We start from the raw sequence: 24,730 nt of genomic DNA on the forward strand, positions 1-24,730 counted from the left end.
GGCAGGCGCGTGACTTGCCGCTGGCGCCTACCGCCTAAAACCGCCTATCGCTGTGCCCGGCGCCGTGTGCCGAAGCCGATCAGGCCGATGACGAGCAATACCGCCGCGCTCCACGGCGAGAACGCGCCGCCGCCACCGCCTCCGCCACCGCCACTATCCGCCGTCGTGCTGGTCGATGTGGAGCCGCTTGATGGCGGATTCGGCGCCGCCGCCAGCGCGGCGTCGGCGTCGAGCAGGCCTGCGCCACATTTGCCGACATTGGCGCTGCTTGTGCAGAACGTGTTGGCCGGATGGGCACGTGCCGTGTTCTTCAGTACCGCGGTGACCTGTGCAGGCGTCAGCGCCGGGTTGACCGCAAACATCAGGCCCACCACGCCCGACACCATCGGCGCCGAGAAACTGGTGCCCTGCGAACTGACGATGTTGTAGGTGGTGGGCCCGGCCGTACCGGCGTTCGACAACGTGCGGATAAACGACTGGGCGGTGGTGCAGCCCGTCACCGTACCGTTGGTAACGATGACCTTCGAGTTGCCGCAGCCGCCGCCGGGCGCACTGAGCGTCACCTCCGGCCCCACGTTGGCAAAGCTGGCGTTCTCGCCATCGTTGGCGTTGGCCGTCACGGCGATCACACCCGAGCAGTCGGCCGGAGCCTCGACCGCGCCGGCCGAGTTGCCGGCGGCAGCCACCACGACCACGCCCGCGGCATTGAGGTCGTTCACGGCCTGCTGCTCGATGCTGGAGCAGCTGCCGCCGCCCAGGCTGACGTTGACCACCTTGGCCGGCGTCGGGTTGTTCGGCACGCCGGGCACCGACAGGCCACCGGCCCAGCGCATGCCATCGACCGTATCGGACAGCAGCGCGCCGCAGCGGCCCGATACGCGCACGGGCTGGATGCGCGCATTCCAGTCCACCCCGGCAATACCGCTTGCATTGTTGGTGACCGCACCCAGCACGCTGGCGACGCGCGTGCCGTGCCAGCTGCTGTCGCTGGCGCCGGAGCCGTCGGGGCAGGTGGTGCCGGACGGGACGTAGTCGCCCGGGTCGTGCGCGTCGCTGTCGCGTCCGTCGCCATCGACCGATACCGACGTGGTACTGATGAAGTCGTAGCCGGCCACCAGCCGGCCCACCAGGTCGGGGTGATCGAGATAGCCGGTGTCCACCACGGCAATCACCACATTGGCGCTGCCGCGCGAACGGTCCCAGGCGCGCGACAGGTTGGCCGCGCCGGTCGTGGTCGTCGGCGAACCCATGTAGGCCACCTGGTTCACGAAATCGGTGTCGTTCGGCACGGTATCGTGCAGTTGCAGCCAGCGGTCGGGTACGGCGTCAGCCACGCGCGGGTCCTGCCGCAGCCGCCTGGCGACGGTTTCCGGATCGTCGCCACGCCTGTCCTTGACCGTCAGCAACTGCATGGCGTTGGCCATCGGGCGCCTGACCGACAGCGCCAGCCCGGTCGTGGATTCCACGCGGCGCATGCGCGCGGTGTCGGCGCTGGTGTCGGTGCTCTGGCTGCCGTCGCGCCACCGCACGATGTAGTTGCCGGTGTAGCGTGGTGCCGGCCGTACCGTGGAGGAGATGGCCGAGGCGGGCGCCGAAGTCGACGAAGACGCCGACGAAGACACCGGCGACGATGCCTGCGACATGGCGGCATCGGCGTGGGAGATGCCGGGCAGGCCAAGCAGGGCGCTGGCCGCCATCGCCAGCAATACCGGCGCGATTGAGCCTTTGCGGGACTTCAGCGTTGCGTGCGACATCTGGACTCCTGTGGAGAACGTTTGATGCGAACTGCTGATAGATCAGTATGGGTTGCTTTTCGCGCCGGATGCCTTGGGCTTTGGGCTTACGGGTTCGGCATGTCGCGGCCGACCGGCTTGGTGCGATGCGGCCGCAGCATGCGGTCGGCCGTGGCGGATTCCACGCGCGGTGCCGCCTGCAACGTAGCCACGGCCTGCGCCAGCGTGACGTCGGCCGACGCCGTGATCGCCGTCACGAGCCAGGCACCGCCCGACATCGGCCGCTTGACGATATAGCGCACCGGACCCTGCACCTCGGCCAGCAGCTTGCCGGCATCCTCGGACATGGTCACCTCCGGTGGCGTGAATTTCACCAGGATGTCGCCGATGGCCCGGTCGTCGGTAATGCTGCCGCGCGGCGGGGCGAACGATTTCGATTCCGAAGCGCAGCCCGACAAGGCGGTCAGCGCGGTCAGGCCCAGCGCCACCAGCGCGGAGGCGGCCAGGTGGCGGGTGAATCGGCCGACAGGCGGTCGGGCGATCGGATCGGCAACCGGTCCGGCAATCGTGCGGCGGGTCGATGGCAGCTTGCCATGGGTCATCGGTTTGAAACTCCTGTCCTTGTTTGCATGGGTGCCGGCCGGGAGCGCAGGGCTCAGCCCGCAGCGCGGCGAGGCTTCCTGCCCCCGCCTTCGCGCGGCGCATTGGCCGCCTGCGCGGTGGCGCGGGCACCCTGGGCCAGCATCTCTTCGGCGTGTTGCACCGTCGTGGCAGTCACCGTGGCACCGCCAAGCATGCGCGCGGTCTCGTTGACGCGGCCCTCGGTATCCAGCAGGCGGATGCGCGAACGCGTGACCGCGCCGGCCTTGTCGGTCTTGCTTTCCTTGCTGACCAGCAGATGGGCGCCAGCCTGCGCGGCCACCTGCGGCAAATGCGTGACGCACAGCACCTGGCGCGAACGGCCCAGTTCCTGCAGACGGCGGCCTACCACCTCGGCCACCGCGCCGCCGATGCCGGTATCGACTTCGTCGAAGATCAGTGTCGGGGTGGGCGCGGCCTCGCTGGTGATCACCGAGATCGCCAGGCTGATACGGGCCAGTTCGCCGCCCGATGCCACGCGCGCCAGCGGCCGTGCACTGACGCCCGCATGGCCGGCGACCAGGAATTCCACCTGTTCCAGCCCATGGCTCTGACCTTCGTCCAGCGGATTCAGGGCCACCGCAAATGTGCCGCCGGCCATCGACAACCCCTGCATGGCATCGGTGACGGCGGCTGACAGTGCGGTGGCGGCCACCTTGCGGGCAGCCGACAGATGCTGGGCCAGCGTCAGGTAGGCGGCACGCGCCGCGGCTTCACGGGCCAGCACCTTGTTGATGTCCTGGGCGGCCTGCAGGTCGTCGAGCTGCTGCCTGCGGGCCAGCAGTTCATCGGGCAATTGCTCCGGCGGCAGCCGGTATTTGCGTGCCGTGGTGTGCAGCGCCTGCATCCGTTCTTCCACGGCCTGTAGCCGCTCGGGGTCCAGTTCGAGCCGGTCGACGTAACGGGTCAGCGAATGGGCGGCCTCGTCAACCTGCACCAGCGCCGGTTCCAGCGCGGCCAGCACGTCGCGCAGGCCCGGGTCGACGTCGGCCAGTTGCTGCAGGCGATGAACCACGCCGTTGAGCACCGATGCCACGGCGCCATCGGATTCGGACAGCGCGTCCAGCGCCGCGCGGCTGCCGTCGATCAGGCTGGCCGCATGCGACAGGCGGTTGTATTCGGACTGGATTTCGTCCCACTCGCCGGCCTGCGGCGCCAGCTTTTCAAGCTCGCCTACCTGCCATTCGAGCCGTTCGCGTTCGAGCTGCATTTCGCGCGACTGGTGTTCCACCGCCTCGCGCTGCGTGCGTGCGGCACGCCAGGCGCGCCAGGACTCCGCCACGGCGCCGGCCTGCTCGGTCAGCCCGGCATGGGCGTCGAACAGGTGGCGCTGGGCGTCCGGGCGCAGCAGTTGCTGGTGTGCGTGCTGGCCATGGATGTCGACAAGCTGGTCGCCCACTTCGCGCAGCTGGGCCAGCGTGGCGGCGGCGCCATTGATGAATGCCTTGCCGCGGCCCGAAGCGTCGACGGTGCGGCGCAGCAGCACGGTATCGTCGTCGCCGGCGAGTTCGCGCTCCGCCAGCCAGGCGTCCAGCGCGGGATGCGTCAGGAAAGTGGCGCTGATGCTGGCGCGGGCCGCGCCTTCACGGACCACGCCGGCATCGGCGCGCTCGCCCAGCACCAGCGCCAGCGCATCGATCAGGATCGACTTGCCGGCGCCGGTTTCGCCGGTGAACACGGTGAAGCCGGCCGAGAAGTCGAGGTCGAGCGTATCGACGATGACGAAATCGCGGATGGACAGGCTGCGCAGCATCTTGAGCGGTAGGTGGCGTCAGGCGGAAACGGGGAAGGGCAGGCTCAGAGCCGGTTGTCTTCGGTCGGGTACTCGTGCCAGTGCAGCTTCTTGCGCAGCGTGGCGTAGTAGTTGTAGCCCAGCGGGTGCAGCAGGTTGACGGTCTTGGCCGAGCGCCGCACGACGATCCGGTCGCCCGGCAGCAGCGACGCCAGCGACTGCATGTCGAAGTTGACGCTGACATCGCGCGCACTGGCCACCTCGATCGTGACCTCGGCATCGTGCGGCAGCACGATCGGCCGGTTCGACAGCGCATGCGGGGCAATCGGCACCAGCACCAGCCCCGACAGCGTGGGATGCAGGATCGGGCCGCCCGCGGCCAGCGCATAGGCGGTGGAGCCGGTGGGCGTGGACACGATCAGGCCGTCCGAACGCTGGTTGTACATGAAATAGCCGTCGACCGAGACGGCCAGTTCGACCATGCCCGAGATGCCCGACCGGTTCACCACCACGTCATTGAACGCCAGCGCCGAGAAAATGACGGCATCGTCGCGGATCACGCGCGATTCCAGCAGCATGCGCGATTCGGCCTCGTAGCGGCCGGCCAGCATTTCGGGCAGTGTCCGGGTGACGTCCTCGAGCGGGATGTCGGTCATGAAGCCCAGCCGGCCGTGATTGACGCCGATCACCGGCACGTTGTGGCCGGCCAGCTGGCGGGCCAGGCCCAGCAGCGTGCCATCGCCCCCCAGCACCACGGCCACGTCGGCCTCGCGGCCGATTTCCTCGGGGCTCAGCACCGGGTAGCCGGTCAGCCCCGTCGCCATGGCCGTCTCGCGCTCGAACACCACATCCTGGCCGTTGCGGGATATGCAGGACGCAAGTTCCTCCAGCGGGCCTTCGATACCGGCGGTCGAGTGCCTGCCCACCAGGGCGACAGTCTTGAACGGAGCGCGCGCGGCGCTGGGCTTTGAGGGGGCAGACATGGCGGGATTAGAACATACCGGCATGACCATTGCCAGCTTCGGCCCGGCGCCGCCGGAAAGGCGCCCGGCGCACCCGTCGCCCGCACCAATCGTCGGGTCAAACACGTGCGGCGGCGCCCGAACGGGCCAGTTTTGATTAAAATCCCCAGCATCATGGACGAACGTTCTAAAACGCTGCTCAAGACCCTGATCGAGCGCTACATCGCCGAAGGGCAGCCCGTGGGCTCGCGGACCCTGTCGAAGTACTCGGGTCTGGACCTGTCGCCGGCCACCATCCGCAATGTGATGTCGGACCTCGAGGAAATGGGATTCATTGCCAGCCCGCATACGTCGGCAGGCCGCATTCCCACGCCCCGTGGCTACCGGCTGTTCGTCGACACCATGCTGACCGCGCGCCCGCTGGAAGGCCCGCCGGGCCTGAGCGCCGAGCTGGCCGACCTGAAGGACCAGATCCAGGGCCAGATGGCAAGCCAGCAGCTGGGCCCGCAGCGCATGATCACGGCGGCCGCCCATACGCTGTCGAACCTGTCGCGCTTTGCCGGCGTGGTGATGACGCCACGGCGCGCCCAGGCGTTCCGGCAGGTGGAATTCATGCGGCTGTCGGACAAGCGCATCCTGCTGATCATCGTCAGCCCCGAAGGCGACGTGCAGAACCGCATCATCCAGACCGAGCTGTCCTATACGCCGGCCCAGCTGATCGAGGCCGCCAACTTCTTCAACACCCACTATGCAGGCATGAGCTTCAACGCCGTGCGCGACCACCTGCGTGGTGAACTGCAGGCGCTTCGGCGCGACATGTCGTCGCTGATGCAGGCGGCGGTGGAGGCCGGCAGCAACGCCATGGCCGAGGACAACGTCGAGCAGGTGTTCATCTCGGGCGAACGCCGCCTGCTGGAAGTGGAAGACCTGTCGTCGAGCATGGACAAGCTGCGCCGGCTCTTCGACGTGTTCGAGCACAAGACCAGTCTGCTGCAGCTGCTGGACGTGTCCAGCCACGCCCAGGGCGTGCAGATCTTCATTGGCGGCGAGAGCCAGCTCGTGCCGCTGGAAGACATGGCCGTCATCACGGCGCCCTACGAGGTGGATGGCCAGATCGTTGGCACGCTGGGCGTGATCGGCCCGACCCGCATGGCCTACGAGCGGGTGATCCCGATCGTCGACATCACGGCCAGGCTGCTGTCCAGCGCGCTGAGCCAGAACTCCTGATGCGGTGCCGGTGTCTGTCCTCTACGGGCCGGACACCGCCGGCCGGCTACCATTCCACTTTCCAGACCGAATTCCCGATTGCCAGCGCCCCGGCATCAGAAACCGAAACCCCATGACGTTTTCGCCTGAACCGGCATACCAGCACGGCCAGCCGCCGCGCACCGCGATCCTGCTGATCAACCTCGGCACCCCCGATGCCCCCACGCCCAAGGCGGTGGGCCGCTACCTGAAGGCGTTCCTGTCCGATCCGCGCGTGGTGGAAATCCCGCGCCTGGCCTGGCTGCCTATCCTGCATGGGCTAATCCTGCCGTTCCGTTCGCGGGCGTCGGCCATGAAATACGAGTCGATCTGGCTGCGCGAGGCGCATATGACCGGATCGCCGCTACTGGTCCACACCGAGCGCCAGGCGCATGCGCTGCAACTGCTGATGCAGAAGCTGGGGCATGACGTGACCGTGGCCTGCGCCATGCGCTACGGCAATCCGTCGATCGGCTCGGTCATGGAAGCGCTGCGCCGGCAGGGCACCGAGCAGATCCTGGTGCTGCCGCTCTATCCGCAGTTCTCGGGCACCACCACGGCCACCGCCTTCGACGAGCTGTTCCGGGTACTGGGCGGCTGGCGCAACCAGCCGGAATTGCGGTTGATCAAGCACTTTCATGATCATCCGGCCTATATCGCGGCACTGGACGCCCAAGTTCGGGCGTACTGGACGCACCACGGGGTGCCGGACTTCGCGCGTGGCGACAAGCTGATCCTGTCGTTCCACGGCCTGCCGCGCCGGTTGCTGGACCTGGGCGATCCCTATCATTGCGAATGCCTGAAGACGGGCCGGCTGCTCGGCGAGGCGCTGGGCCTGCAACCGGGCCAATATCAGGTGACGTTCCAGTCGCGCTTTGGCAAGGCCGAATGGCTGCAGCCCTATACGGCGCCGACGCTGACGGAACTCGGCAAGGTCGGGACGCAGCGCGTGGATGTGTTCTGTCCTGGCTTTCCGGCCGATTGCATCGAAACGCTTGAGGAAATTGCGATGGAAGGGCAAAGCGAGTTCCGGGTGGCGGGCGGCCAGGATTTCCATTTCATTCCATGCATGAATGATTCCGAGCCCTGGATCGCCGGTTTGGCCGACATTGCCCTGCAACATCTGCAAGGCTGGCCGCTGGGCGTGCCACATCCGCACGAACTGGAGGCGCGCCGCAGCCGTGCCCAGACGCGCGGCGCGGCGGCCTGAGCGATGGCAGGGCGGGCAGCAAGGGAGTCGGGAAGGATTTGACGATGCAAGTGGATTTTGAGGCAGGTGCGCGGATGCGCATCGACAAGTGGCTGTGGTGCGCGCGGTTCTTCAAGACGCGCTCGCTGGCGGCCGATGCGGTGGAGCGCGGCCGGGTGACGGTGAATGGCCAGCCGGTCAAGAATTCGCGGGAAGTGAAGCCTGGCGATACGGTGGTGCTGGAAGCCCACCAGCAGCGCTGGGAAGTGATGGTCAAGGGCGTGCCGGCGTCGCGCGGCGCGGCCCCCATTGCCCAGAGTACCTACGAGGAAACGCCGGAAAGCCAGTCCCGGCGCCAGGCGGAGTCAGACCGGCGGCGCATGCAGCCCGAGCCGACCGCCGAACTGCAGGGGCGTCCGACCAAGCGCGACCGGCGCCGGATCGACAATTTCAGAGGATAGGGAATCGGAAATGGCAGGAATCCCGCCACGGCATGGCTGCCGCAGCCGGATCGCGCGGAAGGGGAAGTCAGCGGACGTACTGCACGAGGTAATGCTTGAACACGGCCTTGCCGCTGCCATACTCGGTGTCGCGCGGCGCCACCGCTTCGGACAGACAGATAAAGGCCGTCATCGCCGACAGGACGGCGACCAGGCAGAACGTCACGACTGGTAGCTTGTGCATGGTGAAGCGTCCTAAAGATGCACCAAATTGATCCACCTTTTTGCTCCCGTTATTTTTGTCATTTTTTCCTGTATTGAATCTTAGTGTTTGCGTTGCAGCAAATCAATGAACACCAGATTGCATGAAACAGGCCTTTGTAACGGCGTATTTCGGGGTCTCTGAACCCGCACACTTGAAAAACTGGAAGCGCGGCGCCATGTGCGGCTAGACTTGCCGATTGGCATCCGATCCACCCCTCGGTCCGCAGTCAGCGCGGGCTGCGGTTTTGCATTTTTGATACGAATCGACATGGAAGAACAGAATCAGACGCCAGATACGAACACGCAGCAGGTGGCCAACGCCGCCGCAGCGCCGGCGCCCGAGGCTGCCGCCGCCGGTGCCGACGATGTTGCTCGCCTGACCCAGCAGGTGGCCGAGCTGGAAGCCAAGGTCAAGGAAACCTATGACCTGTTCATGCGCGCCACGGCCGAAGGCGAGAACATCCGCCGCCGCTCGCAGGACGAAGTCGCCAAGGCCCACAAGTTCGCCATTGAAAACTTTGCCGACAACCTCGTGCCGGTGATGGACAGCCTGCAGGCTGCATTGGCCGACAACACCGGCGACCTGGCCAAGCTGCGCGAAGGTGTGGAGCTTACGGCACGTCAGCTGGGTGCTGCCTTCGAGCGCGGCAAGATCGTCGAGGTCAACCCGGTCGGCGAGAAGTTCGATCCGCATCGCCACCAGGCTATCTCGATGGTGCCGTCCGAGCAGGAACCGAACACGGTGGTTTCGGTACTGCAACGTGGCTACACGATTGCCGACCGCGTGCTGCGTCCGGCGCTGGTGACCGTCTCGGCGCCGCGCTGACCCGTTTCGATGTAACGGATTGAAAGACGCCCGGTGGCCGCAAGGTCTCCGGGCGTTGCTGTTTCCGGAGGCTCCGTCGATGTCCGACGCGCAAGAACCCCACCTCGATCACCGCGCCTTCGAGGCGCTCGCCATGCAGCCGGTGGGCCCCGACACCATCGATGCCGCCATCGCGGCCGCTGGCGACGACCTGGTCTGCGTCTTCTTCTGGGGCGTGGACTGCTTCAATTGCGAGATGGCGAAGAAGGCCATCCTGGCCGATCCCGACAAGCTGCGTGTGCTGAACCTGCGCTGGTTGCACACCAACGTCTACGCGCATCCGGAACTGGGCCGCCGCTTCGGCCTGCACGGCATTCCCGTGTTCATGTTCTTCCACAAGGGCAAGAAGCTCGGGCGCGCCACCGGCTGGCATGGCTACGGCCAGTTCGCGGCGGCGGTCGGCAATGCGCGGCTCAAGGCCGAAGGCAAGCCGCTGGCTGGCTGATTGGGCCGGCTGATTGGCTGATGGGCTGCCTGACTGGCTGGCCGATGGGGCGGCCGATGGGCTGGCCCGGGGCCCGCGCCATCAGCGGGACAGCGCGTAGCCGATGCGGAACTGCCACGGCGTCTTCTGGTTGTAGTAGAGCAGGCTCTCGCCGTAGCCGTAGAAGAAGCCTGCCATCAGGAAGCCGGCCGTGCCGGGCAGCAACCGCGCCAGCGGGTAGGTCAGTTGCGTGTCGACGCTGCCATAGCCCTTGCGCGTGCCCTTGCGCAGGGTGGCGGCCAGTTCCCAGGAATCGGCCTTGCCGTAGGCGATGTTCAGGTCCATGTAGCCGCGATAGTGCGCGATGTCCTCGTTGTCGCTCTTGCCCAGGTAGGCGTAGAGCTTGGGCGCCACGCGCCAGTGCCAATCGGTCTGGTCGCCAAAGTACATCGTCGGTTTCACGAACAGCGTGTTGACCCCGCGCGATTCGTCGCCGGACTTGCCGTTCGATTCGTGTTCGAAACCGGTGGCTACCGACAGGCGGCTGAGCACGCTGTTCTTCACGCCCGTGTCCGACAGGTAGTAGTACAGGCTGGGCCGGTAGTTGGTGTCCTTGAATGGGCGCGAGTCGCCGGCCAGGTCCCACAGCGAGAACTGTGTGTAGGCGAAGTAGAGGTTGTCCAGCACCGACTTCGAATTCGGATCCTTGCCTTCGAAGATCCGGTACTTGAAGCTGATCTGGAACTTGGCGTTGGCGCCATCGTGCGCACCGAACATGATGTACATCGGCTCGTTGAACGACAGGCGCTGGGCGTCGCGAAGGTCCGCCGGGGCGGGCGCCGGAGCGTTGTTGTCTGCCGTGACGATGGGCGTGACCGGCGGTTTTGCCTCGGGGGGCGAAGCGGCAGGCGTGGCGGCCACTGCGGGCGATGTGGGCGATGCCGGTGCGATTTCGCCCGGCACAGGCGCACGATTGAGCGTGACCAGCACCGGCGCGGCGTCGATGCCGGTGACGTCCAGGCGCACCTGGCCGCGCAGGTCGGCCGGCCATTCGGCGCTATAGGTGATGGTGCGGTTTTCGCCGGGATGCAGGTTCAGCACGGCCGGCCCGCTGCCCACGCGCTTCAGGTCGATGCGGATCGGTGCGGCCAGGTCGCCCGACGCGGTCACCTGCAGCGATTCGGGCACGGCGTAGCGGCGTGTCGCCGCATCGGCACTGACCAGCAACGTCAGCGTGAGCGGCCGGGTGCCATCGACCTGGCGCGGCGGCTGCAGCAGCGCCACGGCGCCGTGCGCCGCCATCGGCATCAGCACGGCGCCCGCCATGGTGAGCGCGCAAACCAGCGTCGACACGCGCGCAGACACAGGCCAGGCAACGGCGGGCCGTCGAGCGGCCCGCACGGGGAGGTTGAAAGGCATGGGACAACGGCACGCCGCACCGGAAGGCGCAACCGACAAGGGTCAGGTGGTGCGGGCATGACAAGAGTTGCGACCGCATGAGATTAGCATGCGGCGCGCGATGCTCTTGTCGGTGTCTGTCGGACGCGCTCAGCCCGCCGCGCGGCGCTTGATGTCGTCCACGTAGGCCTGTCCGTCAGGCGGCATGCCGTTGCGCTGGGCATTCCAGAGCATCTGGCCAAGTGCTTCCATGATCTCGTGCTGGGCGGCGTGCGGCGAGTCGAGCCGGCGGCTCAGTGCCTCGTATGCGGCACGGATGCCGGGCGGCTGGTCGATCGACACCTGTTCGGAAATCGACAGGTGCATGGCCAGGTGCAGGAACGGATTGGTCTGGCCGCCTTCGGGCGTGTAGTCGCGTGCGACGGCACCTTCGGTATCGTCCAGCTGGTCGTGATATTCGGGATGCTGGTCGATCCAGTCGACCGCGATCGCCTCGAGCGGCGTGAGGACATTGCCCGCGACGCGCTTCTGCCAGGCTTCGCAGAAGAAACGGCGGACTTCTTCTCTTGAGGGATTGAACATGATGGCCGCTATTGTAGTGCAGCGGTCCGAATGCTGCCGGGGCGGCCGCCCGCGTGAGTAGAATGCGAGCTTTCGGATCCCTTTCGTCCCCCATGACCGCCTCTGCCACCGGCACCCTGGGCCACGCCCGCGACAAGCTCGCAGGCGTGCTGCTGATCGCGCTGTCGGCCAGTGCCTTTGGCGCCATGGCAATCTTTGCGCGGTTTGCCTATGCGGCGGGGGCCGATGTCTATGGCCTGCTGGCCGTGCGCTTCGTGGTGGCGGCCATCGCCATGGCGTTCGTCATGCGTACGCGCGGCATCGCACTGCCGCCGCTGCGGCGCGTGCTGGCGCTGGCGGCGATGGGCGGCATCGGCTATGTCGGCCAGTCGTACTGCTTCTTCACTGCGCTGAACCACGCGCAGGCCAGCCTCGTGGCGTTGCTGCTCTATCTGTATCCGCTGTTCGTGACGATCCTGGCCGCCGTCTTCCTCAAGGAACGGCTGACCACGCCGGCCGTGATCGCGCTGGTGCTCTGTTCGGTCGGTGCGGGCCTGACCGTCGGCGGCGGCGAGGGCGAGCCACTGGGCATCGCGCTGGGCGTGGCGGCCGCCGTGATCTATTCGGTCTATATCGTGGTGGGGGCCAGGGTGACGGCGGGCGTCAATGCCATTGCCACCACCACGGTGATCTGTTCGGCCGCCGCACTGGTCTATGTGACGGTCGGCATCCTGCGCACCAGCGCGGGCGTGCCGCCCCAGTTTCCGTCCACGGCCGGCGGCTGGCTGGCGCTGGTGGCCATTGCGCTGGTGTCGACGGTATTGGCCATCCTGACGTTCTTTGCCGGCCTGCAGCGGCTGGGGGCCTCGAAGGCGTCGATGCTGTCGACGCTGGAGCCGGTGGTAACCGTGGTGCTGGCGGCCGCACTGCTGGGCGAACATATCGGCGCCACGCAGGCCGTTGGCGGCGGGCTGATCCTGCTGGGTGTCCTCTGGCTCACCCGCCGCGCCAGCGGCACGCCGCCGCTGGATATCGCCGACGAACGGAATTGAACGGTTTCATCAAACCGCTTGTGGGTTGGTGGCGGTTGCTTGGGTACAATCGCGCCTTCTTCCTTCACAAAACCCGGAAAACGCGCAATGAAATCCGTCGATCAGGCTGCCATCGCACAACTGTTCACCGAAGCCCGCACCCATAACGTGTGGCAAGACAAGCACGTGGACGATGCGCTGCTGAAGCAGGTTTACGAAGCGATGAAGTTCGGTCCCACGGCTGCCAACAGCTCGCCGGCCCGCATCGTTTTCGTGAAGTCGGCCGAGCAGAAAGCCCGCCTGGTGGAGTGCGTGTCCGCCGGCAACGTGGAGAAGACCCGTTCGGCGCCGGTCACCGCGATCATCGCCTTCGACAACGCGTTCCACGACCAGCTGCCGAAGCTGTTCCCGCACGCCGATGCGCGTTCCTGGTACGCCGGCAACGACGAAAAGATTGCCCGCGACGCCCTGATGAACAGTTCGCTGCAGGGTGGCTACTTCATCCTGGCCGCACGTGCGCTGGGCCTCGACTGCGGCCCGATGGGCGGTTTCGATGCCGGCAAGGTCAACGCCGCGTTCTTCCCCGACGGCAAGTGGTCGGTCAACTTCCTGATCAACCTGGGCTACGGCGAGGCCGACAAGGTCCATCCGCGCCTGCCGCGCCTGTCGTTCGACGAAGCCTGCCGCATCGTCTGATTCCGGCTTCGGCAAACTGCCTGCAAATGAAAAAGGCGACCCTCGGGGGTCGCCTTTTTTGTTGCGGGTTTGGGTCCGCGTCGATGACCCGGCTCAGGCCGACCACTCCTGCATCGGATTGCAGGCCTGGTAACGCACCGCCTCGGCAATGCCCAACCGCGTGCGCGCGGCGTCAAATGGCTCGGCCAGCAGCTTTTCGTAGTCCTCGCCCAGCAGCCAGCTGGCGCGGCGGCCCAGCCGGTAGCCTTCGAGCACGGCCCGGGCAAAGGCCAGGCTGCGCGTCACGCGCCAGCTTTTCAGCGATGCGGCGATGGCGATAAAGGCCCAGCCCTTGCCGCCGGTCTGCGCATAGCTGAACGCCACCAGCGCCGCTTCGCCCAGACTCTCGTCGGCGCGATAGCCGGTCAGCACGTGCCAGATGTCGTGGACGTCGCGGGTCCGGCGGCCAAACCACATATAGGCGTCCTCGACGATGGGCTCCTGGTTCAGGTTCGATACCTTTGCGAGGCCATCGGCGCTGTAGCCGGTCTTTTCCAGGAAAGCGCGATACGCGGCGCCCACCGTGCCCGGCGCGAAGCGCGCCACATAGTCCGGATCGGATAGTTTTTCCGCCAGTTCGACGCGCTGATAGGCCATGCGCCGGCCATCGGCGGTGGAAAGCAGGCGGCCGTAGTTGTGCGGCATCGATGGGCCATTCAGCGCGCGCATGATCTTGAACACCTGTTCCGTGTCGTTGCCGTCGGCCAGCAGCTTGCGGATGGCCTGGAACGCGGTGCCGAGGTCGCGCCTGTAGGGGTTGTAGCCGGTGGAAGAAGCCATGGTCGGTCCTTTCTTTGATGGCTGCGGGTCAGACGGTTGCCGGCTCGCGCAGGCGGGCGGCCGCGGTACGCACGAAATCGACGCTGGCATCGATGGCGGTCACCGGCAGCATGTGCCCGCCGGTCACCAGGGTCAGCCGGGCGGCGGGCACCCTGGCGACAAACGCTTCGCCGTTCTTGCGGTAATCGAGGATGCGGTCCTCGCGCCCGTAGAGGATGTTCACCGGCACGCGCAGATCGCCATAATGCGCCACCAGCGGCGGCAGGCTGTGTGCGGCACCGATCAGGTCTTCGGACGCGCCCAGGAAATGTCCGGGCCGCAGCGCCAGCAGCCCGCCGCCGCGCACGGGGAAGTCAGCCGGCACGGCATCGGGGCCGAACACGATATCCATGACCTGCTCGCGATTGCGGATCGACATCGGGATCAGCAGCGTCCAGGCGATCAGCTTGCGCATGGCCGCGCTCGGGATCGTCATGGCCTTGAACACCGGCGAGATTTCCTCGGGCGGATGGGTCAGCGGGGCGATCAGTGCCAGGCCGCCCACGCGCTCGGGGTGGTAGGTAGCCAGCGCCAGTGCAATCGCGCCGCCAAGCGAATGGCCTACCACCAGCGGTTTTTCCAGCCCCAGCCGGTCGATCAGTGCGGCCAGCGTATCGGCCTGCGCGCGCAGGTCGGCCGGCGCACCCGGCTCGCGCGTGGACCAGCCGGCCGCGGGGCGATCGACGGCCACCACGTGGAAGTCTCGCGCCAGCGGTTCGACCATCCCGTATGCGAAGTTGGCAAGCTGCCCGGACAGCCCGTGAACCAGCAGCACCGGCTGGCCCTGGCCCTGTTCGATCACGTGCAGGCGGGCGCCGGGTACGTCGACAAAGCGTCCGGTGGGCGGCAGCCCGGCCTCGATCTTGCGCACCGTGTGCCGGGTGAACAGGAACAGCAGGACGAGCAGGGCGGCCGCCAGGGCCACCACCACGGCAATCAGCGCAAGAAAGACGTTCAAGATTGGGCCTCGGCAATCGGATCGTTGTTCGGCAGCGTGGCGGCCACGCGGTCAAAGCGCAGCACGCCATCGTCGATGCGGCCATGCCGGATCGTCAGCATGTCCATCAGGTAATTCTGATACACGCGCCACGGTTTGCGGTGCCCCTGGCGCGGCAGCACGGACGCGGCGCGCTGTACGTAGCCCGACGAAAAGTCCAGGAACGGGACGGTCTGCACCGTGGGATCGACCTCGGGCATCGCGATCCGGTAGCCGCGCCGGTCCATGAACTGCAGCAGGCGACAGACGTACTCGGCGGTGAGATCGGCCTTGAGCGTCCACGACGCATTGGTGTAGCCGAACGCCAGCGCCAGGTTCGGCACGTTGCCGAGCATCATGCCCTTGTAGGCCAGCGATTCAGACGGGCGGCGCGGCTGGCCGTCGACGGTCAGTGCGATATCGCCAAGCATGTTCAGCTTCAGGCCGGTAGCCACGACCACCACATCTGCCGGCAATGTGTGTCCGGACTTCAGCACGATGCCGTCGGCGGTAAAGCGTTCGATCTGGTCGGTGACCACCGAGGCGCGGCCGTTGCGGATTTCGCGGAACAGGTCGCCGTCGGGCACCAGGCAGACGCGCTGGTCCCACGGGTTGTAGCGCGGCGTGAAATGGGTGCCGACGTCGAAGCCCGGCGCCAGCTGGGCCGCCGCCATGCCGACGATGCGCTCCTTGACCTTTGCCGGACGCCGACGCGCCAGCTGGAAGAAGAACATGCCCAGCAGCACGTTTTTCCAGCGCGTGGCGCGATAGGCCAGGCGTTCGGGCAGCATGCGCCGCAGCTTGTGCGCGATGGGGTCCTCACCCGGACGGGTCACGATGTACGTGGGCGAACGTTGCAGCATCGTCACATGCGCAGCGGTCTCGGCCATGGCCGGCACCAGCGTGACGGCCGTGGCGCCGCTGCCGATCACCACCACGCGCTTGCCGGCGTAGTCGATGGAAGGGTCCCAGAACTGGGGATGGACCATCTGGCCGCGGAATTCCTGCTCGCCCGGAAACTCGGGCCGATGCCCTTCGGCATAGCTGTAGTAGCCGGCGCAGACATAGAGCAGGCGGGCACGCAGGCGCTGGCGGCTGCCGTCCGCGCTGCGTTCGGCCTCGATGGTCCAGCAGGCTTCGTCGCTGCGCCAGGCGGCGCCCACGACCTTGTGGCCGAACCGGATATGACGGTTGATGCCCGCTTCATCGGCTGTCTCGCGGATATACGCCAGGATCGACGGGCCGTCCGCAATGGCCTTGGCCCCGCGCCAGGGCTTGAAGCGGTAGCCCAACGTGTACATGTCCGAATCAGAGCGGATGCCGGGGTAGCGGAACAGGTCCCAGGTGCCGCCAATGGCGTCGCGGGCTTCCAGGATGGCAAAACGCTTGTCCGGGCACCGCTGCTGCAATTGCCGGGCGGCGCCGATGCCGGACAGGCCGGCGCCAACGATCAGGACATCCAGAACATCGTCACCGTTACTTTGAGGGCGCATGACGGCTACCGGGGCGAGTGGGTATTCTGACAACATAGGTTGTCAGAAGCCATCTGACAATAGGGAATGTCATAATGGCCGCCATGACCACCGAGCTATCTCCCGCCCGCCGCTACCGCGGCGCCGAAGCCGAAGAGCGCCGCGCCCAGCGGCGCGAGCAGCTGATTGCCGCCGCCGTGCAGGTCTACGGCGAGCGCGGCTACCAGAACGCCACCGTCAAGGCAGTCTGCGAGGCGGCCGGCCTGACGGAACGGTACTTCTACGAGTCGTTTGCCAATAGCGAGGCATTGCTGCTGGCGTCGTATGAAACGGTCACCCATCGGCTGCTTCAAACGCTGGAGCGGGCAGGGGACGAGGCCGGCGGCAGTGGCCAACATCGCGTACTGGCGATGCTGCGGGCCTATTTCGGGGCGCTGCAATGCGAGCCGCGTTCGGCGCGGGTGTTCCTGGTGGAAATTCGCGGGGTCAGCAAGCTCGTGGACGAGGCGCTGGCGGTATCGCTATGCGACTTCGGCGCGCTGATGGCCCGTACGCTGATGCCGCCCGGGACGGCGGTGGATCCGATGCTGGCCGCCGGCGTGGCAGGCGGCATCGTGCATGTGGCGCTGTACTGGATCCGCAACGGTTACACGCCAGACGTGGATACCGTGGCGCGCACGGCCCTGCAGCTGGCGCTGGTCCTGCGAGGTCCGGACGGCGCCTAGACGTTCGGCGCCGGCGTCTTGGGCTTGAACTCGCAGAGCGGCTCGATGGCGCAATGCCAGCATTCGGGCTTGCGCGCCTTGCAGACGTAGCGGCCGTGCAGGATCAGCCAGTGATGCGCATCGTGCAGGAACTCGGTGGGCGTCACCTTCAACAGCTTCTGTTCCACGGCATCGGGGTTCTTGCCCTGGGCCAGGCCAGTGCGATTGGCGACGCGGAAGATATGTGTGTCGACGGCAATCGTCGGCTGGCCGAACGCCACATTCAGCACCACATTGGCGGTTTTACGACCCACCCCCGGCAGCGCCTCCAGCGCTTCGCGCACGGGCGGCACCTTGCCGCCATGCTGCTCCACCAGGATGCGGCAGGTCTCCATCACGTGCTTGGCCTTGGTCTTGTAGAGGCCAATCGTCTTGATGTATTCGATCAGTCCGGCCTCGCCCAGATCCAGGATCTGCTGCGGGGTGTGGGCCACCGGGAACAGCTTGCGGGTAGCCTTGTTCACGCCCACGTCGGTAGCCTGGGCGGACAGCAGCACCGCGATCAGCAGTTCGAACGGCGAGCTGTATTCGAGCTCCGTTTCCGGATTCGGATTGACCTCACGCAGGGTCTCGAAAATGGCAAGGCGCTTGGCGGGATTCATGAGCGGGAATCGTCGTTTTTGCTGTTTTCGCCGGGGCCGGTGCTGCCGTCCGGGTTGTTCTGGCTGTTCTGGCTTTGCTGATCGGGTTGATCCGTCAGGCCCAGTTTTGCGCGGCGCGCTTCGGCGGCATCGATCTGCGCCTGCACGCCGGGCGAGACATTGTCGGTGTTGCGCGGCTGTACGGCGGCCGCTTTCTGGCGCGCGCGTTCGATGGCAGCCTGGATGATCGCCTTCTTGCGCGCCTGCGCGGCCTGCTCGGCTTCGCTGGCGGCGGCTTCTGCCTGCAGCGCCTCGAGCTTGGCAGCGGCCTTGGCGGCCAGGCGGGCGTCGTTTTCCTCGCGCTCGCGCACCAGGCGGATCTTGCGCGACTGGTAGCGCGCGTGCGCGGCATCGGCCTGTTCCTGCGACCACGCAGCCCAGCCCGTATTGGCGCCGGTGACCGGAATCATCGCGATGCAGTCGACCGGGCAGGGGGCCACGCAGAGATCGCAGCCGGTACACCAGTCGGGCAGCACGGTATGCATCTGCTTGGCGGCGCCCACGATGGCATCGACCGGGCAGGCCTGGATGCAGAGCGTGCAGCCGATACAGAGCGATTCGTCGATACGGGCCACGGCACGCGCCTGCTCGACGCCGCGCTCGGGGTCCAGCGGCTGGGGCGCGACGCCCAGCATGGCCGACAGCCGCACGATGCCCTCGGCGCCGCCGGGCGGGCAGCGGTTGCTGGCCGCCTCGCCCGCCGCCATGGCTTCGGCGTAGGGGCGGCAGCCGTCGAACCCGCACTTGGTGCACTGGGTTTGCGGCAGCAGGGCTTCTAGGCGGTCTGCCAGGCTGGCAGTGCCGGCAACGGACGAGGGAGAACGGATCACGACTGGGGTACGGAATCTGGGGGACGGCTGGAATCTTGCACGCCTCTGTGAGCGTGTGTGCGGCAAGGATTATCCCCGATTTCGCCGCAGTGCAGAAAAGGCGATGATCTGCCATCACCCGATCAGGGAGAGGAGCCCTGACGAGGTGACGGGCTGTGCCATAATCCGCGCAACTGACAGATCAGATATTCATGTCGAACGAGCCAAAAACCAAGCGGGACCCCGAGGGCACGCGCCGCCGCATCATGGCCGCCGCCACCGAGGAGTTTGCCAAGGGCGGCCTGGCGGGCGCGCGCGTCGATCAGATCGCACGCCGTGCCGAGACCAACGAGCGCATGCTCTATTACTACTACGGCAGCAAGGAAGGCCTGTTCCTGGCCGTGCTCGAAAAACAGTACGCCGAGTTTCGCGCGGCCGAGGAGCAGCTGCATATTACCGACGAGGACCCCGAGGCGGCGGTACGCACGCTGGCCCGCTTCGTCTGGGACTGGTACTACGCGCACCCCGAATTCATCCGGCTGGTGAACAGCGAGAACCTGCACGAGGCGCGCCATCTGAAGAAGTCGGCCCAGCTTCATCAGCTGATCAATCCGGTGGTGGACGTGCTGGCCGACATCATCCGGCGCGGCCAGCAGCAGGGCGTGTTCCGCGACGCCATCGACGTGCCGCAGTTCTACCTGACGATCTCGGCGCTGGGCTATTACGTGCTGTCGAACCGGTACACGATCAGCGCCGTCATCGGCCGCGACGTGGCAACCGAGGAAGAGCACGCGCGCTTTGCCGACCTGCATACCGACATGCTGCTGTCGTACCTGACCAATCGGTGAGCCGTCGCCGAGCGGCATGGCCGTTCGTCCAGAATGCTCCGGCACAAATAAAAACGCCCGCGATATCCTCGCGGGCGTTTTGCCATGCCGGTGCCTGGCGGAGCCAGGTCAGGCTCAGTACTTGCGAATGAAGTCGCGCAGTTCCGGGTAGATGTTCTCGCGCCAGCGGCGGCCCGAGAAGATCCCGTAGTGGCCGCACTTCGGCGCGGTGATGTGTTGCTTGCGCGTTTTCGGAATGCCGGCGCACAGGTCGTGCGCGGCGGCGGTCTGGCCCGCGCCCGAGATGTCGTCGAGTTCGCCTTCGATCGTCAGCAGCGCCGTGCCCTTGATGTCCTGCGGACGTACCGGGTCGCCATCGATTTCCCACGTGCCGTTGGCCAGGCGGAATTCCTGGAACACTTCGCGGATCGTGTCGAGGTAATACTCGGCGGCCATGTCGAGCACCGCGTTGTATTCGTCGTAGAAGCGCACGTGGGCTTCGGCGTCGTCCGCGTCGCCCTCGATCAGGCTCAGGTAATAGTCATAGTGCGACGACAGATGGCGATCCGGATTCATCGCCACGAAGCCGGCGTGCTGCAGGAAGCCCGGATACACCTTGCGGCCGTGGCCGGGATAGTTCGCCGGCACCGTGTAGATGACGTTGTTCTCGAACCATTCGAACGACTTGTTCGTCGCCAGCGAGTTGACCGACGTCGGGCTCTTGCGGGCATCGATCGGGCCACCCATCATCGTCATCGTGCGCGGCGTCTTTTCGCCGGCCGACGCCATCAGCGAGATCGCGGCCAGCACCGGGACGGTGGGCTGGCAGACCGAAATCACGTGCAGCTTGTCGGCGCCGATATGGCGGATGAATTCCTGGATGTAGTAGATGTAGTCGGCCAGATGGAAGGCGCCATCCTCGGCCGGCACCATGCGGGCATCGACCCAGTCGGTCACATAGACCTTGTGGTCCTGCAGCAGCGTGCGCACGGTGTCGCGCAGCAGCGTGGCATGGTGGCCCGACAACGGCGCGCAGACCAGCACCACGGGCTCGTCCTTGAGCAGCTTGATGGTCTCGGGATCGTCGGCGTAGCGCTTGAAGCGCACCAGCTTGCAGAACGGCTTTTCCAGCACGGTCTGCTCGACGATCGGGATCTCGCGGCCGTTCGAGCGCACGCTCTTGATGCCGAACTCCGGCTTCTCGTATTCCTTGCCGAGCCGGTATAGCAGCTCGTAACCGGCTGCCATGCGGGGCGCGCCCGGAATCAGCGAGAGCGGGCTGAGGGGATTCGTAAATGTCTTGGCGGTCGCCTGGGCCCACGCGGTCAGCGGGTTCAGCATCGAGCGCTGGAATTCATGCAGTTGGTAAAGCATGCCGGTACCTGTCTAGCCTTTCTTGTCGCGAGTGCTTTGTCGCGCAACTGATTATGCCCGCAATCGAACGATCGTGCTTTGCAGCATACGCTTTCAAATTACGTCGGCAAGCGGGGAAGACAATAGGACATTGGCGCTAAATCCGGATGACACCGGCCGACAATGACAAAAAAGGCGACCGGAGTGGCCTCCAGGTCGCCTTTTGTTGCTGACACAGGGTCAGGTGTTGCTTTTTAGTACACGGCGGCGATGGCGTTGACCACGGCGTCGATGTTGCGGCTGTTCAATGCTGCCACGCAGATGCGGCCGGTGCCCACGGCGTAGATGCCATGCTCGGTGCGCAGGCGATCCACCTGGGCCGACGTCAGGCCCGAGTACGAGAACATGCCGCGCTGGGCCTTCACGAACGAGAAGTCGCCCGGCACGCCCTTGGCGGCCAGCTTGTCGACCAGTGCGTTGCGCATCAGCTTGATGCGGTCGCGCATTTCGGCCAGTTCCTGCTCCCACATGGCGCGCAGTTCCGGGCTGTTCAGCACGGTTGCCACCACGGTGCCGCCATGGGTCGGCGGGTTCGAATAGTTCGTGCGGATCACACGCTTGATCTGCGACATCACGCGCTGGGCTTCGTCCTTGCCCGTGGTGACGATCGACAGCGCGCCCACGCGCTCGCCGTACAGCGAGAAGCTCTTCGAGAACGAGCTCGACACGAAGAAGGGCAGGCCCGATTCGGCGAACAGGCGCACGGCGGCGCCGTCCGGCTCGATGCCTTCGGCAAAGCCCTGGTAGGCCATGTCCAGGAACGGGATCAGGTTGCGTTCCTTGACCAGTTCCACCACCTGCTTCCACTGGGCGTCGTTCAGGTCCACGCCGGTCGGGTTGTGGCAGCACGCGTGCAGCACGACGATCGTGTTGGCCGGGTACGACTTCAGCGATTCCACCATGCCGGCGAAGTTCAGGCCGTGCGACGGGGCATCGTAGTAGGCGTAGTTGACCACCGGGAAACCGGCGGCTTCGAACAGCGCGCGGTGGTTTTCCCAGCTCGGGTCGCTGATGGCGACCGATGCGTTCGGGTACAGGCGCTTCAGGAAGTCGGCGCCGATCTTCAGGGCGCCAGTGCCGCCAAGTGCCTGAGCCGTCACGACGCGGCCTTCGGTGATCAGGGCCGAATCCTTGCCGAACAGCAGGGTCTGCACGGCCTGGTCATAGGCGGCGATGCCTTCGATAGGCAGGTAGCCGCGCGGCGTGGCCGTGGTCAGGCGGGCCTTTTCGGCTTCCTGGACCGCGCGCAGCAGCGGAATTTTCCCTTCGTCGGTGAAGTACACGCCAACGCCCAGATTCACCTTGGTGGCGCGGGTATCGGCATTGAATGCTTCATTCAGGCCCAGGATCGGGTCGCGCGGGGCCATCTCGACGGCAGAAAACAAACTCATTTGGAATCTCGTGGTCAGCTGTGGAACAAAACGGAGGGCGTAGAATGCTTCGAACTGCGCTGTGGCTGCGGCGGCACCGGATTCCTGACGGACTTCCTGTCACTACTGACAGAACCTGACAGTATCCCTTCGGCAAACTACAGGCAAACCGGGCTTGAACCGATCCGCGCAACCCCCAGATTCTAGCGTATCCCGCCAGTATTCCTCAGGTTTTTCCCTACGTTTATGACGAATCTCGCCGAAGTCGCCCCGCCCCTGGACGAAGACAAATTCGTCGCGTTCCCGGGGTCCCCGTTCCAGTTGTACCAGCCGTATCCGCCCGCAGGCGACCAGCCCGAGGCCATCCGGCAACTGGTGGAGGGTGTGGATGACGGCCTGTCGTTCCAGACGCTGCTGGGCGTGACCGGCTCGGGCAAGACCTTCACGATGGCGAATGTGATCGCCCGGATGGGGCGGCCGGCCATCGTATTTGCGCCAAACAAGACGCTGGCGGCGCAGTTGTACTCGGAATTCCGCGAATTTTTCCCGCGCAATGCGGTGGAATACTTCGTCAGCTACTACGACTACTACCAGCCTGAGGCGTACGTGCCGCAGCGCGACCTGTTTATCGAGAAGGACTCGTCGATCAACGAGCATATCGAGCAGATGCGGCTGTCGGCCACCAAGAGCCTGCTGGAGCGGCGCGACACGATCATCGTGGCGACGGTGTCGGCGATCTACGGTATCGGCAATCCGAGCGAATACCACCAGATGATCCTGACGTTGCGCACCGGCGACAAGCTGAGCCAGCGCGACGTGATCGCGCGGCTGATCGCCATGCAGTACACGCGCAACGAGACCGATTTCCAGCGCGGCACGTTCCGCGTACGGGGCGACACGCTCGATATCTTCCCGGCCGAGCATGCCGAGATGGCGGTGCGCGTGGAGCTGTTCGACGACGAGGTGGATTCGCTGCAGTTCTTCGATCCGCTGACCGGCCGCGTGCGGCAGAAGATTCCGCGCTTCACGGTCTACCCGTCGAGCCACTATGTGACGCCGCGCGAAACCGTGCTGCGTGCGATCGAGGACATCAAGGTGGAGCTGCGCGAACGGCTCGACTTCTTCTACAAGGAAAACCGGCTGGTCGAGGCGCAGCGGCTGGAGCAGCGTACGCGTTTCGACCTGGAAATGCTCTCCGAGCTGGGCTTCTGCAAGGGCATCGAAAATTACTCGCGGCATTTGTCGGGCGCGAAACCCGGCGAGCCGCCACCTACGCTGGTCGACTACCTGCCGCCCGATGCGCTGATGTTCCTGGATGAGTCGCACGTGCTGATCGGCCAGCTGAACGGCATGTACAACGGCGACCGGGCACGCAAGACCACGCTGGTGGAGTACGGCTTCCGGCTGCCGTCGGCACTGGACAACCGTCCGCTGAAATTCGAGGAATACGAACGCAAGATGCGTCAGGCCGTGTTCGTGACCGCCACGCCGGCGAACTACGAGAAGGAGCACGCGGGGCAGGTGGTGGAGCAGGTGGTACGGCCGACCGGTCTGGTCGACCCGATCATCCATGTGCGGCCCGCCACCACGCAGGTGGACGACCTGCTCAGCGAGATCCACTTGCGAGTGCAGGCCGGCGAGCGCGTGCTGGTGACCACGCTGACCAAGCGCATGGCCGAGCAGCTGACCGAATTCCTGTCCGAAAACGGCATCAAGGTGCGCTACCTGCATTCGGACATCGACACGGTCGAGCGCGTGGAAATCATCCGCGACCTGCGCCTGGGCACGTTCGACGTGCTGGTTGGCATCAACCTGCTGCGCGAGGGTCTGGATATTCCCGAGGTGTCGCTGGTGGCCATCCTCGATGCCGACAAGGAAGGTTTCCTGCGCGCGGAGCGGTCGCTGATCCAGACCATCGGGCGGGCCGCGCGGAACGTCAACGGCACGGCGATTCTCTACGGCGACCGCATGACCGATTCGATGAAGGTGGCGATCCAGGAAACCGAGCGCCGCCGCGCCAAGCAGATGGCGCACAACGAGGCCCACGGCATCACGCCGCGCGGCGTGGTCAAGCGGATCAAGGACATTATCGATGGCGTCTACGATGCCGACGAGGTCAAGGCCGAGCTGACCGCCGCCGCGGAGCGCGCCAGGTACGAGGACATGAGCGAGAAGCAGGTGGCCAAGGAAATCAAGCGCCTGGAAAAGCAGATGCTCGATCACGCCAAGAACCTGGAGTTCGAAAAGGCGGCCCAGGTGCGCGACCAGCTGGCCAAGCTGCGCGCCCAGGTTTTCGGGGCTGGCGCCGAAGGCGACCATCTGCTGCCGCCGTCAAGCTGAGGGAAGACCTGATCGGTGCCCTATGGGCATGGTGCGCCACGGCATCCTATAGTGATTAGGCAATCCGCCCAGCGCGGGACG

General features: G+C 66.0%; 24 protein-coding genes. 10 read left to right on the forward strand and 14 right to left on the reverse strand.

Features of this window, described 5'->3' with window-relative positions:
• Positions 1 to 44: 44 nt before the first annotated feature.
• The 4 genes from mprA to ACOABP_RS14040 form a co-directional block, all read right to left on the reverse strand.
• Positions 45 to 1,754, reverse strand: a complete 1,710-nt coding sequence (mprA, locus tag ACOABP_RS14025) for an MprA protease, GlyGly-CTERM protein-sorting domain-containing form (RefSeq protein ID WP_474225656.1) — start codon at positions 1,752 to 1,754, stop codon at positions 45 to 47.
• An 86-nt stretch (positions 1,755 to 1,840) separates the two neighbouring features.
• The gene (locus tag ACOABP_RS14030; RefSeq protein ID WP_474225657.1) at positions 1,841 to 2,335 is read right to left on the reverse strand and encodes a hypothetical protein; all 495 of its coding nucleotides are present in this window, start codon (positions 2,333 to 2,335) and stop codon (positions 1,841 to 1,843) included.
• A 53-nt stretch (positions 2,336 to 2,388) separates the two neighbouring features.
• The gene (gene recN, locus ACOABP_RS14035) at positions 2,389 to 4,125 is read right to left on the reverse strand and encodes a DNA repair protein RecN (RefSeq protein ID WP_474225658.1); all 1,737 of its coding nucleotides are present in this window, start codon (positions 4,123 to 4,125) and stop codon (positions 2,389 to 2,391) included.
• Positions 4,126 to 4,169: 44 nt separating this feature from the next.
• The gene (locus ACOABP_RS14040; protein ID WP_066738855.1) at positions 4,170 to 5,087 is read right to left on the reverse strand and encodes an NAD kinase; all 918 of its coding nucleotides are present in this window, start codon (positions 5,085 to 5,087) and stop codon (positions 4,170 to 4,172) included.
• Positions 5,088 to 5,240: 153 nt separating this feature from the next.
• On the opposite strand from ACOABP_RS14040, the gene hrcA reads away from it, so the two are divergent.
• From hrcA to ACOABP_RS14055, 3 genes are all read left to right on the forward strand, one after another.
• Complete coding sequence (gene hrcA / locus ACOABP_RS14045) at positions 5,241 to 6,293, forward strand: heat-inducible transcriptional repressor HrcA (protein ID WP_066738854.1); 1,053 nt, start codon at positions 5,241 to 5,243, stop codon at positions 6,291 to 6,293.
• Between the two features lie 112 nt (positions 6,294 to 6,405).
• Complete coding sequence (gene hemH, locus ACOABP_RS14050) at positions 6,406 to 7,521, forward strand: ferrochelatase (RefSeq protein WP_474225659.1); 1,116 nt, start codon at positions 6,406 to 6,408, stop codon at positions 7,519 to 7,521.
• Between the two features lie 44 nt (positions 7,522 to 7,565).
• The gene (locus tag ACOABP_RS14055; protein ID WP_474225660.1) at positions 7,566 to 7,961 is read left to right on the forward strand and encodes an RNA-binding S4 domain-containing protein; all 396 of its coding nucleotides are present in this window, start codon (positions 7,566 to 7,568) and stop codon (positions 7,959 to 7,961) included.
• A gap of 67 nt (positions 7,962 to 8,028) precedes the next feature.
• Here the strand turns inward: ACOABP_RS14055 and ACOABP_RS14060 are convergent, their stop codons facing one another.
• Positions 8,029 to 8,184 (reverse strand): hypothetical protein, encoded by a 156-nt coding sequence (locus ACOABP_RS14060; RefSeq protein ID WP_029051749.1) that lies wholly within the window; start codon positions 8,182 to 8,184, stop codon positions 8,029 to 8,031.
• Between the two features lie 288 nt (positions 8,185 to 8,472).
• Here ACOABP_RS14060 and grpE point away from each other — a divergent pair, with 288 nt between their 5' ends.
• Both grpE and ACOABP_RS14070 read left to right on the forward strand, forming a co-directional pair.
• The gene (gene grpE, locus ACOABP_RS14065; RefSeq protein WP_474225662.1) at positions 8,473 to 9,030 is read left to right on the forward strand and encodes a nucleotide exchange factor GrpE; all 558 of its coding nucleotides are present in this window, start codon (positions 8,473 to 8,475) and stop codon (positions 9,028 to 9,030) included.
• A gap of 79 nt (positions 9,031 to 9,109) precedes the next feature.
• Entirely contained in the window at positions 9,110 to 9,514 is a 405-nt protein-coding gene (locus tag ACOABP_RS14070; protein WP_474225664.1) for a thioredoxin family protein, read from the forward strand.
• Between the two features lie 81 nt (positions 9,515 to 9,595).
• On the opposite strand, the gene ACOABP_RS14075 is transcribed toward ACOABP_RS14070, so the two are convergent.
• Both ACOABP_RS14075 and ACOABP_RS14080 read right to left on the reverse strand, forming a co-directional pair.
• Complete coding sequence (locus ACOABP_RS14075) at positions 9,596 to 10,912, reverse strand: phospholipase A (RefSeq protein ID WP_474225665.1); 1,317 nt, start codon at positions 10,910 to 10,912, stop codon at positions 9,596 to 9,598.
• Positions 10,913 to 11,041: 129 nt separating this feature from the next.
• Complete coding sequence (locus tag ACOABP_RS14080; protein ID WP_474225667.1) at positions 11,042 to 11,473, reverse strand: DUF1841 family protein; 432 nt, start codon at positions 11,471 to 11,473, stop codon at positions 11,042 to 11,044.
• A gap of 92 nt (positions 11,474 to 11,565) precedes the next feature.
• Here ACOABP_RS14080 and ACOABP_RS14085 point away from each other — a divergent pair, with 92 nt between their 5' ends.
• Positions 11,566 to 12,504 (forward strand): DMT family transporter, encoded by a 939-nt coding sequence (locus ACOABP_RS14085; protein WP_474225669.1) that lies wholly within the window; start codon positions 11,566 to 11,568, stop codon positions 12,502 to 12,504.
• 87 nt (positions 12,505 to 12,591) lie between these two features.
• The gene (locus ACOABP_RS14090; RefSeq protein WP_066738846.1) at positions 12,592 to 13,179 is read left to right on the forward strand and encodes a malonic semialdehyde reductase; all 588 of its coding nucleotides are present in this window, start codon (positions 12,592 to 12,594) and stop codon (positions 13,177 to 13,179) included.
• A 93-nt stretch (positions 13,180 to 13,272) separates the two neighbouring features.
• Here ACOABP_RS14090 and ACOABP_RS14095 read toward each other — a convergent pair whose 3' ends face one another.
• From ACOABP_RS14095 to ACOABP_RS14105, 3 genes are read right to left on the reverse strand one after another with little or no spacing between them, the layout of a single operon-like run.
• Positions 13,273 to 13,998, reverse strand: a complete 726-nt coding sequence (locus ACOABP_RS14095) for a Coq4 family protein (protein ID WP_474225670.1) — start codon at positions 13,996 to 13,998, stop codon at positions 13,273 to 13,275.
• 28 nt (positions 13,999 to 14,026) lie between these two features.
• On the reverse strand, positions 14,027 to 14,995 hold the full coding sequence (locus tag ACOABP_RS14100; RefSeq protein ID WP_474225671.1) for an alpha/beta fold hydrolase: 969 nt from the start codon (positions 14,993 to 14,995) through the stop codon (positions 14,027 to 14,029).
• Complete coding sequence (locus ACOABP_RS14105; protein ID WP_474225672.1) at positions 14,992 to 16,506, reverse strand: flavin-containing monooxygenase; 1,515 nt, start codon at positions 16,504 to 16,506, stop codon at positions 14,992 to 14,994. The genes ACOABP_RS14100 and ACOABP_RS14105 overlap by 4 nt, the downstream gene beginning before the upstream one ends.
• Positions 16,507 to 16,580: 74 nt before the next feature.
• Here ACOABP_RS14105 and ACOABP_RS14110 point away from each other — a divergent pair, with 74 nt between their 5' ends.
• Positions 16,581 to 17,210 (forward strand): TetR/AcrR family transcriptional regulator, encoded by a 630-nt coding sequence (locus ACOABP_RS14110; RefSeq protein WP_474225673.1) that lies wholly within the window; start codon positions 16,581 to 16,583, stop codon positions 17,208 to 17,210.
• On the opposite strand, the gene nth is transcribed toward ACOABP_RS14110, so the two are convergent.
• Together nth and rsxB are read right to left on the reverse strand one after the other, a co-directional pair.
• Positions 17,207 to 17,851 carry an endonuclease III gene (gene nth, locus ACOABP_RS14115; RefSeq protein ID WP_474225675.1) on the reverse strand — a complete coding sequence of 215 codons (645 nt, stop codon included), beginning with the start codon at positions 17,849 to 17,851 and terminating at the stop codon, positions 17,207 to 17,209. The genes ACOABP_RS14110 and nth overlap by 4 nt on opposite strands.
• The gene (rsxB, locus tag ACOABP_RS14120; RefSeq protein WP_474225676.1) at positions 17,848 to 18,720 is read right to left on the reverse strand and encodes an electron transport complex subunit RsxB; all 873 of its coding nucleotides are present in this window, start codon (positions 18,718 to 18,720) and stop codon (positions 17,848 to 17,850) included. The genes nth and rsxB overlap by 4 nt, the downstream gene beginning before the upstream one ends.
• Positions 18,721 to 18,911: 191 nt before the next feature.
• Here rsxB and ACOABP_RS14125 point away from each other — a divergent pair, with 191 nt between their 5' ends.
• Positions 18,912 to 19,547: a TetR/AcrR family transcriptional regulator gene (locus ACOABP_RS14125; protein ID WP_066738841.1), complete on the forward strand. Its 636-nt coding sequence runs from the start codon at positions 18,912 to 18,914 to the stop codon at positions 19,545 to 19,547.
• Between the two features lie 114 nt (positions 19,548 to 19,661).
• Here the strand turns inward: ACOABP_RS14125 and ACOABP_RS14130 are convergent, their stop codons facing one another.
• Both ACOABP_RS14130 and ACOABP_RS14135 read right to left on the reverse strand, forming a co-directional pair.
• A complete protein-coding gene (locus tag ACOABP_RS14130) occupies positions 19,662 to 20,900 on the reverse strand; it encodes a polyhydroxyalkanoate depolymerase (RefSeq protein WP_474225678.1) in 1,239 nt (412 codons plus the stop codon).
• A 233-nt stretch (positions 20,901 to 21,133) separates the two neighbouring features.
• Positions 21,134 to 22,330, reverse strand: coding sequence for an amino acid aminotransferase (locus ACOABP_RS14135; RefSeq protein WP_474225679.1), 1,197 nt, complete (start codon positions 22,328 to 22,330; stop codon positions 21,134 to 21,136).
• A 225-nt stretch (positions 22,331 to 22,555) separates the two neighbouring features.
• On the opposite strand from ACOABP_RS14135, the gene uvrB reads away from it, so the two are divergent.
• On the forward strand, positions 22,556 to 24,649 hold the full coding sequence (uvrB, locus tag ACOABP_RS14140) for an excinuclease ABC subunit UvrB (RefSeq protein ID WP_474225680.1): 2,094 nt from the start codon (positions 22,556 to 22,558) through the stop codon (positions 24,647 to 24,649).
• Positions 24,650 to 24,730 lie beyond the last annotated feature (81 nt).

Source organism: Cupriavidus sp. HE11, from assembly GCF_056097175.1.

Bases quoted from the DNA above. Each gene is read 5' to 3' on its own strand.
- ACOABP_RS14105 (WP_474225672.1), bottom strand. From the start codon at position 16,506: ATGCGCCCTCAAAGTAACGGTGACGATGTTCTGGATGTCCTGATCGTT.
- ACOABP_RS14125 (WP_066738841.1), top strand. From the start codon at position 18,912: ATGTCGAACGAGCCAAAAACCAAGCGGGACCCCGAGGGCACGCGCCGC.
- ACOABP_RS14030 (WP_474225657.1), bottom strand. From the start codon at position 2,335: ATGACCCATGGCAAGCTGCCATCGACCCGCCGCACGATTGCCGGACCG.
- recN (WP_474225658.1), bottom strand. From the start codon at position 4,125: ATGCTGCGCAGCCTGTCCATCCGCGATTTCGTCATCGTCGATACGCTC.
- ACOABP_RS14075 (WP_474225665.1), bottom strand. From the start codon at position 10,912: ATGCCTTTCAACCTCCCCGTGCGGGCCGCTCGACGGCCCGCCGTTGCC.
- ACOABP_RS14070 (WP_474225664.1), top strand. From the start codon at position 9,110: ATGTCCGACGCGCAAGAACCCCACCTCGATCACCGCGCCTTCGAGGCG.
- ACOABP_RS14060 (WP_029051749.1), bottom strand. From the start codon at position 8,184: ATGCACAAGCTACCAGTCGTGACGTTCTGCCTGGTCGCCGTCCTGTCG.
- ACOABP_RS14135 (WP_474225679.1), bottom strand. From the start codon at position 22,330: ATGAGTTTGTTTTCTGCCGTCGAGATGGCCCCGCGCGACCCGATCCTG.
- mprA (WP_474225656.1), bottom strand. From the start codon at position 1,754: ATGTCGCACGCAACGCTGAAGTCCCGCAAAGGCTCAATCGCGCCGGTA.
- ACOABP_RS14090 (WP_066738846.1), top strand. From the start codon at position 12,592: ATGAAATCCGTCGATCAGGCTGCCATCGCACAACTGTTCACCGAAGCC.
- hemH (WP_474225659.1), top strand. From the start codon at position 6,406: ATGACGTTTTCGCCTGAACCGGCATACCAGCACGGCCAGCCGCCGCGC.
- grpE (WP_474225662.1), top strand. From the start codon at position 8,473: ATGGAAGAACAGAATCAGACGCCAGATACGAACACGCAGCAGGTGGCC.
- uvrB (WP_474225680.1), top strand. From the start codon at position 22,556: ATGACGAATCTCGCCGAAGTCGCCCCGCCCCTGGACGAAGACAAATTC.
- ACOABP_RS14110 (WP_474225673.1), top strand. From the start codon at position 16,581: ATGGCCGCCATGACCACCGAGCTATCTCCCGCCCGCCGCTACCGCGGC.
- ACOABP_RS14040 (WP_066738855.1), bottom strand. From the start codon at position 5,087: ATGTCTGCCCCCTCAAAGCCCAGCGCCGCGCGCGCTCCGTTCAAGACT.
- ACOABP_RS14095 (WP_474225670.1), bottom strand. From the start codon at position 13,998: ATGGCTTCTTCCACCGGCTACAACCCCTACAGGCGCGACCTCGGCACC.
- hrcA (WP_066738854.1), top strand. From the start codon at position 5,241: ATGGACGAACGTTCTAAAACGCTGCTCAAGACCCTGATCGAGCGCTAC.
- ACOABP_RS14055 (WP_474225660.1), top strand. From the start codon at position 7,566: ATGCAAGTGGATTTTGAGGCAGGTGCGCGGATGCGCATCGACAAGTGG.
- nth (WP_474225675.1), bottom strand. From the start codon at position 17,851: ATGAATCCCGCCAAGCGCCTTGCCATTTTCGAGACCCTGCGTGAGGTC.
- ACOABP_RS14080 (WP_474225667.1), bottom strand. From the start codon at position 11,473: ATGTTCAATCCCTCAAGAGAAGAAGTCCGCCGTTTCTTCTGCGAAGCC.
- ACOABP_RS14130 (WP_474225678.1), bottom strand. From the start codon at position 20,900: ATGCTTTACCAACTGCATGAATTCCAGCGCTCGATGCTGAACCCGCTG.
- ACOABP_RS14085 (WP_474225669.1), top strand. From the start codon at position 11,566: ATGACCGCCTCTGCCACCGGCACCCTGGGCCACGCCCGCGACAAGCTC.